This is a genomic window from Arthrobacter sp. JUb119, assembly GCF_024807995.1.
Classification (GTDB): domain Bacteria; phylum Actinomycetota; class Actinomycetes; order Actinomycetales; family Micrococcaceae; genus Glutamicibacter.
The window spans coordinates 781,236-794,280 of sequence record NZ_JANUFE010000001.1 but is presented as its reverse complement, the minus strand read 5'-3'; the positions used below and the strand labels follow the sequence as shown (position 1 = coordinate 794,280).

At 62.7% G+C, this 13,045-nt stretch carries 12 protein-coding genes; 2 read left to right on the top strand and 10 right to left on the bottom strand.

Annotation, left to right across the window (positions count from 1 at the left end):
• Positions 1-41: 41 nt before the first annotated feature.
• From ruvX to M2368_RS03770, 6 genes are all read right to left on the bottom strand, one after another.
• Entirely contained in the window at positions 42-515 is a 474-nt protein-coding gene (gene ruvX, locus M2368_RS03795; RefSeq protein ID WP_219844133.1) for a Holliday junction resolvase RuvX, read from the bottom strand.
• A complete protein-coding gene (gene alaS, locus M2368_RS03790; protein ID WP_388022102.1) occupies positions 508-3,198 on the bottom strand; it encodes an alanine--tRNA ligase in 2,691 nt (896 codons plus the stop codon). Before alaS ends, ruvX begins: the two co-directional genes overlap by 8 nt.
• Before the next feature lie 19 nt (positions 3,199-3,217).
• Positions 3,218-3,427, bottom strand: coding sequence for a hypothetical protein (locus M2368_RS03785; RefSeq protein WP_105658293.1), 210 nt, complete (start codon positions 3,425-3,427; stop codon positions 3,218-3,220).
• A gap of 80 nt (positions 3,428-3,507) precedes the next feature.
• The gene (locus M2368_RS03780; protein WP_105658292.1) at positions 3,508-3,879 is read right to left on the bottom strand and encodes a DUF948 domain-containing protein; all 372 of its coding nucleotides are present in this window, start codon (positions 3,877-3,879) and stop codon (positions 3,508-3,510) included.
• A gap of 125 nt (positions 3,880-4,004) precedes the next feature.
• Positions 4,005-4,631 carry a 30S ribosomal protein S4 gene (rpsD, locus tag M2368_RS03775; RefSeq protein WP_105658291.1) on the bottom strand — a complete coding sequence of 209 codons (627 nt, stop codon included), beginning with the start codon at positions 4,629-4,631 and terminating at the stop codon, positions 4,005-4,007.
• 184 nt (positions 4,632-4,815) lie between these two features.
• The gene (locus M2368_RS03770) at positions 4,816-6,222 is read right to left on the bottom strand and encodes a replication-associated recombination protein A (protein WP_105661360.1); all 1,407 of its coding nucleotides are present in this window, start codon (positions 6,220-6,222) and stop codon (positions 4,816-4,818) included.
• Positions 6,223-6,277: 55 nt separating this feature from the next.
• Between M2368_RS03770 and dtd the strand changes: the two genes are divergently transcribed.
• Positions 6,278-6,715, top strand: a complete 438-nt coding sequence (gene dtd / locus M2368_RS03765; RefSeq protein WP_402696144.1) for a D-aminoacyl-tRNA deacylase — start codon at positions 6,278-6,280, stop codon at positions 6,713-6,715.
• Here dtd and M2368_RS03760 read toward each other — a convergent pair.
• From M2368_RS03760 to hisS, 4 genes are all read right to left on the bottom strand, one after another.
• Positions 6,712-7,041, bottom strand: a complete 330-nt coding sequence (locus tag M2368_RS03760) for a PadR family transcriptional regulator (protein ID WP_105661361.1) — start codon at positions 7,039-7,041, stop codon at positions 6,712-6,714. The genes dtd and M2368_RS03760 overlap by 4 nt on opposite strands.
• Positions 7,034-8,155: a hypothetical protein gene (locus M2368_RS03755; RefSeq protein ID WP_402696143.1), complete on the bottom strand. Its 1,122-nt coding sequence runs from the start codon at positions 8,153-8,155 to the stop codon at positions 7,034-7,036. The genes M2368_RS03760 and M2368_RS03755 overlap by 8 nt, the downstream gene beginning before the upstream one ends.
• Before the next feature lie 165 nt (positions 8,156-8,320).
• On the bottom strand, positions 8,321-10,120 hold the full coding sequence (gene aspS / locus M2368_RS03750; RefSeq protein ID WP_105661363.1) for an aspartate--tRNA ligase: 1,800 nt from the start codon (positions 10,118-10,120) through the stop codon (positions 8,321-8,323).
• A gap of 89 nt (positions 10,121-10,209) precedes the next feature.
• Complete coding sequence (gene hisS / locus M2368_RS03745; protein ID WP_133833328.1) at positions 10,210-11,532, bottom strand: histidine--tRNA ligase; 1,323 nt, start codon at positions 11,530-11,532, stop codon at positions 10,210-10,212.
• 143 nt (positions 11,533-11,675) lie between these two features.
• On the opposite strand from hisS, the gene M2368_RS03740 reads away from it, so the two are divergent.
• The gene (locus M2368_RS03740; RefSeq protein WP_498724022.1) at positions 11,676-13,034 is read left to right on the top strand and encodes a DUF349 domain-containing protein; all 1,359 of its coding nucleotides are present in this window, start codon (positions 11,676-11,678) and stop codon (positions 13,032-13,034) included.
• The last annotated feature ends 11 nt before the right edge of the window (positions 13,035-13,045 follow it).

Below are 13,045 nucleotides of genomic sequence, written 5' to 3'. Positions count from 1 at the left end.
TCTCATCTCTCGGGTCTTTGTGGTGCCCTAGCTGTTGTGGGCTAGCGCAGCACAATCCGGCTGGCTTGTACGCGCACATTGTTGCGTCGCATTTCCAGCACTTGCTGCAAGATCTCAGTGGCCGCGACCTGGTCGACCACCTTGCGGTGATCTTCCATCTTCTTGCCCGAGGCGTGCAACGAGCGATGCGCGTTCACGGTGCTCAGGCGTTCGTCGACCATGAAAACCTCAAGCTCGATATTAGCGCTTGCAGCTTCCTGGGCCAAGGCAATCGCGTAGTCACGTGCCATTTTAGTGGATTCGGTCGCGTTGCCAGCCAGTGATTTCGGCTCCCCGATGAATACCTCGGTGACGCCGCGATCGGCAATGATGCGCAGAAGCATCCGCAGATCCGAGTTCTTCTTCGCATCCCGGCGCAGGGTCATCACCGGAGTGGCGAGGATTCCGGAGGGATCAGATGCGGCGACGCCGACGCGGGCCAGGCCCACGTCGACGCCGAGAGCGGCATTAGCCATTGGCCAGTGCCGCCTGGATTGCAGCCAGTGCGTCATCGATCTTCGATGCGTCCTGGCCACCGCCCTGTGCCATATCGTCCTTGCCGCCGCCTCCGCCGCCGAGCACGCCGGTAGCGGTGCGCACCAGCGCGCCGGCCTTGAAGCCGTTGGCGCGGGCCTCGTCGTTGGTCACAGCCAGCACCAGCGGGCGGCCGTTGGCCACGCCGATCAGCACGATGACTGCGGCTTCGGAACCCAGCTTGGCGCGCAGGTCCAGTGCCATGGTGCGCAGGGCGTCAGCCGAGTCGATCTGCCCGGCGTTGTGGGCCAGCAGTCGGGTGCTGCCGATGGTGGCGACCTTCTGCAGCAGCGCTGCGGACTGGGCCAGCATTGCCTGGCTCTTGAGCTCGGCGATCTGCTTCTCGGCGGCCTTCAGCTTGGCAACGGTGTCGTTGACGCGCTCGGACACCTGGCTGGATGGAACGCGGAACAGGCCCGAGAGCTCGGAAACCAGGGCGCGCTCGGCGGCTCCGTGGCGGAAGGCTTCCATGCCGACCAGGGCCTCGACGCGGCGATTGCCCGAACCGACCGAAGCCTCCGAGAGCAAGGTCAGCTGGCCGATGCGCGCGGTGGTGTCCACGTGGGTACCGCCGCACAGCTCGCGCGACCAGTCGCCGTTCATCTCGACCACGCGCACGTCGTTGGAGTACTTCTCCCCGAACAGGCTCATGGCGCCCAGCTTCTTCGCCTCGGACAGCGCCATCTCATTGGTGACGACCTGGTAGTTCGAGGCGATGGCCAGGTTCACTACCTCCTCGACTTCGCTGCGTGCCGCGGCGGAGAGCGCCTCGGCCCAGGAGAAGTCGAAGCGCAGGTAGCCGGCCTTGTTGAAGGAACCGGCCTGGGTGGCCGTTGGGCCAAGCAGCTCGCGCAGCGCGGCGTGCACCAGGTGGGTGGCGGAGTGCGCCTGCTCGCCGGAGCGGCGGCGCACCGCGTCGACCTGGGTGCGAACCAGTGCTTCGGCTGGCAATTCGCCTTCGCGCACGATGACCTTGTGCACGTTCAGGCCCTTGACCGGGGCCTGCACGTCGGTGACTTCCAGCACGAAGCCGTCGCCGGTGATCAGGCCGCTGTCGCCTGCCTGGCCGCCGGACTCGGCATAGAACGGGGTTTCGTTGAGCACCAGGTCGATTTCCTGGCCCTGCTCGGCGAATGGCACAACCTGGCCATCGCGGATGATGCCGCGGATGGAGGATTCGCCTTCGAGGGTGTCATAGCCGGTGAAGTGCACGTTGCCGGCCTCGGCCAGCTGGGTGTACACCGACAGGTCGGCGTGGCCGGCCTTCTTGGCCTTGGCGTCCTTCTGGGCGCGGGTGCGCTGCTCGTTCATCAGTTCGCGGAAACGCGACTCGTCCACGGACAGGCCTGCTTCGGCGGCGATCTCCAAGGTGAGGTCGATCGGGAAGCCGAAGGTGTCGTGCAGGGTGAAGGCGTCATCGCCGGAGAGGTTCTTGCCTTCCTCCTTGGCGTGGCCCAGTGCCTCGTCCAGGCGCGTGGTGCCCGAAGCGATGGTGCGGCGGAAAGCGCGCTCCTCGGCGTAGGCGATGCGGGCAATGCGCTCGAAATCGGCCTCCACCTCGGGGTAGACGCCCTTCATGGCGTCGCGCGATACCGGGAGCAGCTCGGGGAGCACCTCGGTGTCCACGCCCATCAGGCGCATTGCGCGCACGGCGCGGCGGATCAGCCGGCGCAGCACATAGCCGCGACCTTCATTGCCCGGGGTGACCTGGTCGGAGATCAGCATCAGCGAGGAGCGGATGTGGTCCGCGATCATGCGCAGGCGCACGTCGGTGGCGTGGTTCGGGTCGGCTGGATCCTCTGTGGAGGTGTAGGTGACGCCGGCAAGCTCGGCGGCCTTGTCGAGCACCGGACGGACCTGGTCGGTCTCGTACATGTTCTCGACGCCCTGCAGGATCATGGCTAGTCGTTCCAGGCCCAGGCCGGTATCGATGTTGCGCTTGGGCAGTTCGCCGGCCACATCGAAGTCGGTCTTGGAACGTACCGCGGAGAGTCGGTACTGCATGAACACGAGGTTCCAGATTTCCACGTAGCGGGTCTCGTCGACCGCTGGGCCGCCCTCGACACCGTAGGCGGGGCCGCGGTCGTAGTAGATCTCGGAGCATGGACCGCCGGGGCCGGGCTGGCCGGTATTCCAGTAGTTGTCTTCCTTGCCGGTGCCTACAACGCGCTCGGTAGGCATGCCGATCTCTTCTTCCCAGATGCGGCGGGCTTCAAGGTCCTTCTCGTCTCCGTCTTCGTAGACGGTGACCCACAGGCGTTCCTTGTCCAGGCCGTAGCCGCCGTCTTCGACGGAGCTGGTCAGCAGCTCCCAGGCGAAGTGGATGGCTTCGTTCTTGAAGTAGTCGCCGAAGGAGAAGTTGCCGCACATCTGGAAGAAGGTGCCGTGACGCGCGGTCTTGCCCACTTCTTCGATATCGCCGGTGCGGATGCACTTCTGCACGGAGGTCGCACGGGAGTACGGGGGCTCTTCGCGCGCGGTGAGGTAAGGGATGAACGGGACCATGCCGGCCACCGTGAACAACAGCGAAGGGTCGGCCGAGACCAGCGAGGCACTAGGTACCGCCGTATGGCCCTTCGAGACGAAAAAGTCGACCCAACGACGGGCAATTTCCTGCGTTTTCATCGTGTTACGGATGATCCCTTCACTTAGCGGCGTCCACGCCCAAGGCGGAACGTAATTCTTCTTCGCGGGAGCTCATTCCTTGGCGGAAGGCTTCCCAATATTCCGAGGCGCGGTCGGTGTACTTGCCGACCTGGCGGTTTAGCGCCGCCCCGGATGAAACTTCAGCGTATTTCTTGGACGCGAGCACGCCAACGCCCACTCCAATCGAAACCCACAAGAGCTTTTTCATTCTAGTCTCCTTGGCGGCCACCAGTTGGCCGTATCCTATTCAGCGCGCCGATACGTGTTCGATCAAACAGCGTTGCTTGCTTAGCGGCTGCGGCGAGCCTTGCCGCTTGGCTTGGTGTTCATCGCGACCTTCACGCCTTCGGTGAACGCGGCAACCTTGATCAGCGGTTTGCCAACGGTGGCTGCTACCAGCGAGGACAGCGCGGACACATTGGCGGTGGTGTCAGAAACGTTGCTGGTGATGGCATCGACCTTCTTGAGCTGGTCGTTGGTGGTCGCCACGGTGTTGGCGACTTCGCCGATCAGCGGAGTGGTTCCGTCGGCCAGGTCCTTGATCGATTTGCGCAGCTCGTCGAACACCTTGCCCAACTTCATGATCGGCACTGCCAGCAGCACAACTAGTACAACAAACGCGCCGGCGGCGATGAGCCCTGCAATATCCGAACCCGACATGTGCTTCCTCTTCTGCTTTGGGTTTTTGGTGCCAGTCCACCTTATCGAAGTCAGAGCCCAGATAGGTAGTTAAGCGACAAGCCCGCAACCGTTTCCGGTTGCGGGCTTGGAACTAGCGCACGGATTTAGCGTGCGTAGTACTCGACCACGAGGTTCTCTTCGCAGGTCACTGGGATTTCGGTGCGCTCTGGGGTGCGCACGAAGGTAGCCTGGAGGGCTTCCAGCTTTACGTCCAGGTAAGCAGGAGCGGCTGGCAGCACCTTCGAGTGCTCACCTGCTGCAGCCATCTGGAATGGAACCATCTTCTCGCTCTTCTCGTGTACGTGGATCAGCTGACCCGGCTGTACCTTGAAGGACGGACGGTCTACACGCTGGCCGTTGACCAGGATGTGGCGGTGAACAACCATCTGGCGGGCCTGCTGGATGGTGCGGGCGAAGCCTGCACGCAGAACCAGGGCATCCAGACGGGACTCGAGCAGAGCCAGCAGGTTACCGCCGGTTTCGCCGCCGAGGCGCTTAGCTTCCTTGAAGGCGCTCAGCATCTGAGCTTCGCGGATGCCGTACTGGGCACGCAAACGCTGCTTTTCGCGCAGACGTACTGCGTAGTCGCTGTCCTGCTTCTTACGGGCGCGGCCGTGCTGGCCTGGACCGTATGGACGGCGCTCCATGTACTTTTCAGCTTTTGGAGTCAATGCAAGGCCGAGCGCACGCGAAAGGCGTACGGTGCGGCGGGCACGGGCGTTAGCCATAATGTGTCCCTTTCGATTAGCGACGGTATCTACTGGCCTCCAGGTGGGAGAGTGTGTGGGCGTCGCGTCCCTGCTTCACTTCAACCCTGCCTCCACGCTCGATGACTCGAATGCGGGACAAGGCTTGCCAGCCAAAGATCAAGTTTACACGAAACGGCAGCAGCTTTCGCTGAGGCTTAGCGCACAATCAGCGCTTGCCCTTGGAGCGCTGCGGATCCTTGCCCCGGATGATTTCACGCAAACGGGACAGGCGGGACCCTATGGTTTTTTCCGCACCGTTATTGGTCGGCGTGTAGTAGTCGGTGCCCACCAGATCATCGGGCAGGTACTGCTGGGTTGCGATGGAGTGCGGAGCATCATGGGCGTAGATGTAGCCCACGCCATGGCCCAGCTGCTTGGCGCCGGGATAGTGCGCGTCACGCAGGTGGTCGGGAACCAGCGAACCCTTGCCTTCGGATACGTCGGCCAGGGCGGCGTTGATCGCATTGTATGAAGCGTTGGACTTCGGGGCCGTAGCCAGATGAACCGTTGCCTGCCCGAGCATGATCCGTGCTTCCGGCATGCCGGTGAGCTGCACCGATTGAGCGGCTGCTACGGCAACGGGAAGTGCGGTGGGATCGGCCATGCCGATATCCTCCGAGGCCGAGATCATCAGGCGGCGGGCAATGAAGCGGGGGTCCTCCCCCGCAGAGAGCATGCGCGCCAGGTAATGCAGGGCCGCGTCCACATCAGAGCCACGAATGGACTTGATGAACGCGGAGATGATGTCGTAGTGCTGGTCGCCATCCTTGTCGTAGCGCTGGACCGCCTGGTCCATGGCCAGCTGCACATGGTCGTCCGTAATCAGCACCGGCGGATCGATGCCGGCGCCCGCGGCGTTCCAAGCCACCGCGCCGGCTGCTTCCAGCACGGTCAGCGAGCGTCGGGCATCGCCCTGGGCCAGGCGGACAATGGCGTCGCGCTGCTCCTCCTTGAGGAGCACCTGGCCGTCGAAACCCCGCTCGTCGGCCACAGCGCGCTCGAGCAAGGTGGACAGGTCGCCGTCGGTCAGCGGACGCAAGGTCAGCAGCAAAGAGCGCGAAAGCAGCGGCGAGATCACCGAGAAGGAGGGATTCTCCGTCGTCGCAGCTACCAGGACGACGACACGGTTTTCCACGCCGGGCAGCAGTGCGTCCTGCTGGGCCTTGTTGAAGCGGTGGATCTCGTCGAGGAAGAGCACGGTGGTAATCCCGCGCAGATCGCGGTCATCCTTGGCCTGTTCGATGACTCGCCGGACATCTTTGACACCGGCGGTGATGGCCGAAAGTTCCACGAATTTACGGTCGGTGGCGCGGGCGATCACGTGCGCGATGGTGGTTTTGCCAATTCCCGGAGGGCCATAGAGGATCACACTGGCAGGTCCAGCCAACCCGGTTTCAGGGTTTTCGGCCAGCTGTCGCAAGGGTGACCCCGGGCCTAGCAGGTGTTGTTGGCCGACGAGCTCATCCAAGGTCTTCGGGCGCATGCGCACCGCCAGTGGCGGACGGGGCCGGTTGACTTGGGGCTCACGCGCATCGCGTGGCTCATCGGACAGGGAATCGAACAAATCGCTCACCCCCTAAGCCTACCGATATTCTGGAAGCCCCACCGTCTTTTGAAAGGTCCGCCATATGCGCGCTGTCGTCCAGGTCGCTGCCACCGCCCATGTTGAGGTTGAAGGGCAGATTACCGGCCAGCTCGACTCCCCCGGTTTGGTGATCCTACTTGGGGTGACCCATGAGGATGATCAGGCGACCGCACGCAAGGTGGCCGAAAAGATCTGGCAGCTGCGGATCATGGAGGATGAAACCTCCGCCGCCGGGGTGAATGCACCACTGCTAGTGATCAGCCAGTTCACCCTGTACGGTTCGGTGCGCAAGGGCCGTCGCCCATCCTGGTCCAATGCGGCGCCCGGTCCTATCAGCGAACCGTTGTACGACTACTTCGTGGAGCACCTGCGCGAATTGGGTGCGAGCGTTCAGACCGGTGTATTTGGCGCGATGATGAATGTCTCGCTAACGAATACCGGACCGTTCACGATGATCGTAGACTCGGCAGACCTACCCTAGCGGCCGGTGCTCTGTACCAGTTGGGTCAGTTGGTCGAAGCTGGCTCGTTGCTCGGCTAGTTCCACCCGTCCGGTGGCGGAGAGTTCGTAGACCTTTCGCCCCGGGCCACCTTGGCCTTCTTCCCAGCGGGTTTCAACAAAACCCGAGGCCTCGAGTTTGGCCAATGCGGGGTAGAGCGTGGCTCCCTTGATCGGCCCGAAACCGCGTTCCTGCAGGGATTTCGCCAGTGCATAACCGTGGGCCTGGCCAGCCGAGAGTTCGGCGAGTAAGAGCATCGGCAACATGGCGCGTTGCCAGCTACCCGGAAAGCCTTCGGGCTTAGTCATCGTCGCGCTCCTGCAGTGCCCGGGCATTGGCTGCTCGTTCCTTGAGCTTCTCTTGGACGTAGGCCTTGCGGTCAGCCGGACGCAGCTCGTAAACGCTCACCGCGGCAAACACCAGCACTGCGACCCCAAAGAAAATATCCCCGCCATTTCGCGCTGGATCCATCAGGCCAGCGACCGCGCCGACCGCGAATAAAGCGACTACGGTCAAGGTGGCCATGCGGCGTAGAAGCCAACGACGCTTGAGCGCCTTTTCGGTGTTCACTGCCAGCCCAATCACGAATTCATTGGGCGTTCCGAATTCAAGGTTTGGGTCAGCTTTTTCGCCTCGGGTCGCCGCATCATCGAGATGTTCTCGCGCAGTACTCAGCGACTCATTGGCTTCCTTGTGACTCATGCCGTAGCGTCCGCGCAGCAGTCTGGTGGTTTCCGCGAACCACTCGTCGGTGCCGAGAAGGATTTGTTGCCCGCCAGCGGCTTTCTGCGCTTTATAGGCAGGCATCAGATAGAAGCAAGCAACCACCAGCCCTGCGCCAAGAATTGGAGCTAACCAATTTGGCAGGGGCAGCAGATTATTGCTTCCTCCTATCTGCACGATTAGAGCGGCAGCTCCAACCGACACGAGGATACCTACCGGTCCCAGTATCCAGGACAGGCCGAATTTCCCCTTCAATCGGTTAAACCACCACAGGTATCCCGATAGTGCGATCCCTGCCCCGGCAGTTAGAGCAGAAAGCTGCCAGTAGTGCCACGAACTCGAGGTCCACCCATCGCGGAACCCGATCCAGATTCCAAATCCAGTGCACAGCAGGCCAACAAGCATCCCAACAACCGCCAATAGCGCAGTACTTGATTCGACGGGAAGTTCCGCGTCCGCGCGCTGCTCTGGCGTCAATAGACATTGAGCCCGCGTCGCACCATATTCGCCCGAATGGCCAAAGAGTTCCTCGGCCCGCTGCCCGCTATCGCGAACCATGCTCAGGGTGCGGTCCAGTTCGAGCACCACCTGCGCATTGGTGAGGTCGTTCCACACCATTGAAGCGAAAAAGGTTTTAGCCCATTCCTGGTCCGCTTCTGGGTAACGTTCGATGATATCGTGTGGTTCTTCTGCTGGCACGTATCGCTCCAAAGTGGTCGTGAGAACTGGTTCTGCAAACTAAGTCAAAAACAAACCTAGTATTAGAAATACTCATAGTCCACCAAAAGAGCTAATTCCAGGTTAAAAAGAAGCCGGATGGAACGCATTCAAGCGTTCCATCCGGCGTTACGAAGCTGCGTGAACCTACTTGGCTTCGGCCTTGGCTTCGGTCTCTTCGGCCTTCTTCTTCTCAGGCTTGAAGTCGATGCCGGCTTCCTTGCGCTGCTGCGGGGTGATTGGCGCAGGAGCCGCGGTCAGCGGATCGAAACCGCCACCGGTCTTCGGGAAGGCGATCACGTCGCGGATGGACTCCGAGTTGGTCAGCAGCTGCAGCACGCGGTCCCAACCCAGGGCGATGCCGCCATGCGGTGGGGCGCCGTACTTGAAGCCCTCGAGCAGGAAGCCGAACTGGGTGTCAGCCTGCTCCTGGGTTACGCCCATGAGCTTGAAGACGCGTTCCTGGACGTCGCGCTGGTGGATACGGATCGAACCGCCGCCGATTTCGTTGCCGTTGCAGACAATGTCATAGGCGTAGGACAGGGCCGATGCAGGATCAGTGTCGAAGGTGTCCATGAACTCCGGCTTGGGGCTGGTGAACGCGTGGTGCACAGCGGTCCAAGCGCCAGCGCCCACGGCCACGTCACCCGAGGCGACAGCGTCGGAGGCAGCTTCGAACATCGGTGCGTCGACGATCCAGACGAAGGCCCAGTCGCCTTCCTTGATCAGGCCGGTGCGGTGGCCGATCTCGACACGGACCGAACCGAGCAGTGCACGGGATTCGTTCTTCTTGCCGGCGGAGAAGAAGATGCAGTCTCCGGCGGCTGCGCCGGTAGCTGCGGCCAGTCCGGCCTTCTCTTCCTCGGACAGGTTCTTGGCCACTGGGCCAGCCAGCTCGCCATCTTCCTTGATCAGCACGTAGGCAAGTCCCTTGGCACCGCGCTGCTTGGCGAATTCCTGCCAGGCATCCAGGGTGCGGCGCGGTTGCGATGCGCCGCCAGGCATGACCACGGCGCCGACGTACTCGGACTGGAAGACCTTGAAGGAGGTGTTCGCGAAGTACTCGGTCATTTCGGTCAGTTCCAGGCCGAAGCGCAGATCCGGCTTGTCCGAACCGTACTTGGCCATGGCCTCCGAGTACGCCATGCGGCGGATCGGGGTCGGGACCTGCACGTCGATCAGGTTCCACAGTTCGGTGACCAGCTTTTCGCCGAGCTCGATGATGTCATCTTCCTCGACGAACGATGCTTCGATGTCCAGCTGGGTGAACTCCGGCTGGCGGTCCGCGCGGAAGTCCTCATCGCGGTAGCAGCGGGCGATCTGGTAGTACTTCTCGAAGCCGCCGACCTGCAGCAGCTGCTTGAACAGCTGCGGGGACTGGGGCAAGGCGTACCAGCTGCCCGGGGTCAGGCGGGCCGGCACGACGAAGTCGCGGGCGCCTTCCGGGGTGGAGCGGGTCAGCGTCGGGGTTTCGATCTCGATGTAGCCCTGGTCGTGCAGCAGGTTGCGTGCCACGCGGTTGGCCTCGGAGCGCAGGCGGATGTTGCGGGCCGGGGTCGGGCGGCGCAGGTCCAGGTAGCGGTGGCGCAGGCGCGCTTCCTCGCCGACCTCGACGTGCTCGTCGACCTGGAATGGCAGCGGGGCCGCGGTGTTCAGCACGGTCACGGTCTCAGCGATGACCTCGATCTGCCCGGTAGGCAGATTCGGGTTCTCGTTGCCCTCCGGGCGGCGCTCGACGGTGCCGAGAATCTGCAGCACGAACTCATTGCGCAGCGGATGGAAGTCCTCTTCATCGCGCACGACGACCTGGGCCACGCCCGAAGCATCACGCAAATCCAGGAAGGCGACACCACCGTGGTCGCGGCGACGCGCGACCCAACCGGTGAGTGTGACCTGCTGTCCAATGTGCTCGGCGTTCAAGACGCCCAGCTGATGAGTGCGTAGCACTACGATCCTTTCGGTCGGTTGGGAAAGTTTCTTCCCATGAAGTTTAGTGCACCGTGATTGGTGCGCGGGCGGGCGATCATGCCCGAGAACTAGCTGATGGCGATCTTCAGGTCCGCTTCGGCCGGCATCCAGGTGGACGGATCCGCGGCGACCTGCTCGCCGGAACGGATGTCCTTGACCTCGTGGGCGCCATCGGCATGGGTGAACCAGACGAACGGAATCCCGCGTCGATCAGCGAATTTGATCTGCTTGCCGAACTTCTCCGCGCTGGCTGCTACCTCGCAGGCGATGCCGCGCTCGCGCAGCTGCGAGGCTACATCCTGCGCTTCGTGCCAGGACTCGTCGTTGGCCAAGGTGACATATACCACCGAAGGCACCGAACGGCTTGCGGTCACGGACTCTTCTGCAAGGATGCGCGAGACCAGGCGGGTGACGCCGATGGACAAGCCCACACCTGGGTAGTTCTTCTTGCCCTTGGAAGCCAGCGATTCGTAGCGCCCGCCCGAGCAGATCGAACCCAGGGATTCGTGGCCCACCAGCACGGTTTCGTACACGGTGCCGGTGTAGTAGTCCAGCCCGCGGGCGATGGACAAATCGGCCATGACCTTGCCCGGTGCGCGCTTGGATGCGGCATCGATGACCTGCGAGAGCTCATCCAAGCCGGTATCCAGCAGTTCGTGGCTGACGCCCAGTGCGCGAACCTGCTCCACGAAGGACGTGTCCATGGTGCGGATCTTGGCCAGGGCCAGGGCGGCGGCGGCCTGCTGCGCGGTGGCGCCGACTTCTTCGACCAGGATCTTGGCGACGGCATCATCGCCGATCTTTTCCAGCTTGTCGATGGCGCGCAGGACTGCATCCGGATCTTCCAGGCCCAGGCCGCGGTAGAAGCCCTCGGCCAGCTTGCGGTTATTCACCCGCAGGCGGAAATCACCGATCGGCAGGGCGGAGAGCGCGTCGGCAATGGTCAGCGCCAGCTCCACGTCGTAGCTGAAGGGCAAGGTGCCATCGCCCACGACATCGATGTCGGCCTGGGTGAATTCGCGGAAGCGGCCATCCTGCGGGCGTTCGCCACGCCAGACCTTCTGCATCTGGTAGCGGCGGAAGGGGAAGGCCAGGTGGCCTGCGTTCTCCACCACGTAGCGTGCGAAAGGCACGGTGAGGTCGAAGTGCAGGGCCAACGCGTTGGGATCGTTCTTCTCATCCTCCGCGGCCAGCCGTGACAGTCCGTAGACTTCCTTGTCGATTTCGCCCTTGCGCAGAAGTTGCGCTCGGGTTTCCACCGCACGGGTCTCGATGTTGGCGAATCCATGCAGTTCGAAGACGTGGCGCAAGGTATCGAGCACATGCTGTTCAACTGCCCGTTCGGCGGGAAGCCATTCCGGGAAACCTGATAGTGAGGCCTTGCGTGCCATGAAACTCCTTAGTGCAAATTGGGCTACCTACCCATCTTATAGCCCGAAACCCGAGAAACCTGTGCACGTCGGCTTACTAAGAAGCGGAGGTCACAGGTAGAGTTGGCTAAAGCAAGTGCTCGTAAAGTGAAAGAGTTTCAGCGGTGACCACCAGTCAGCAATCCGACGACAGCCAGAAGACCCCATTGCCACAGGCCCAGAAGCCTGCCGCAAAGCCGGTTGTAGCGCCAAGCGTCGCACATACCACTCCCCTCGACGAAGCGGCAAAGTTCGCCCGTGTGACCGAGGACGGCCACGTCTTCGTGATCATTGACGGCGCCGAATTCCCAGTGGGCCAATACCCCGACGCAACCCAGGACGAAGCCCTGGGCTACTTCGTGCGCAAATACGACGACGCGCTCTCGCAGCTGATGCTCCTGGAGCAGCGCGTCGTTGCCAAGGCCCCGGCCGGCGAGCTCAGCAAGGCTGTGCAGGCGCTCTCGGCCACCGTTGCCGAACGCCATATGGTCGGCGACATCCCGGCGCTTGAAACGCGCCTCGAGAATGCCCGCGTAGCCGTCGAGGCATTGACCAGCGAACAGCGCAAGGCCAACGATGAAGCTCGCGCGGAACAGCTCGCTGCCCGCGAAGTCATCGTCGAACAGGCTGAAGAGCTGGCCGGCAAGCGCCCGGAGCAGATCCAGTGGAAGACCGCTTCGGCGGCGATGAACGAGCTGTTCGACGCCTGGAAGGGTTCGCAGCGGTCCTCGGTGCGCCTGCCACGGTCCACGGAAGACGCGCTGTGGAAGCGATTCCGCTCCGCCCGCACCACCTTCGACCGCCATCGCCGGGCCTACTTCTCGCAGCTGGATTCGACCAACGCGGCCGCCAAGGAAGTGAAGGAAGAGCTGATCGCTCGCGCCGAGGTGCTGCAGGGATCCACCGACTGGACCGCTACCGCCGCCGAATACCGCAAGCTCATGGACGAGTGGAAGAAGTCGCGCCGTGCCTCGCGCAAGGACGACGACCAGCTCTGGAGCCGCTTCCGTGCCGCCCAGGATGTCTTCTTCCAGGCCCGCGCCGCGGCCAACGCCAAGATCGATGAAGAGTACTCCCAGAACCTCGTGGTGAAGGAAGCCCTGCTGGAAGAAGCGCGCGCGCTGCTTCCCATCAAGGATCTGGCTGTTGCCAAGAACAAGCTGGATTCGATCCGCACCCGTTGGGAAGCTGCCGGCAAGGTGCCGCGCAACGACCTGCAGCGCATTGAATCGGCCCTGCGCCAGGTCGAGGACGCGGTCAAGGGTGCCGAGGACGAGCAGTGGCGCCGTTCCAACCCGGAGACCAAGGCCCGCTCCAACTCGATGCTCTCGCAGCTGCAGGACACCATCTCCGCCTTGGAAGATGATCTGGCAGCAGCACAGGCCAAGGGCAACGCCAAGCAGATCGCGACAGCCCAGGAAGCCCTGGATGCACGCCGCATGTGGCTGAGCACCTTGGAGAAGTCGGCTGCCGACTTCCAGTAAGTAATCCACAG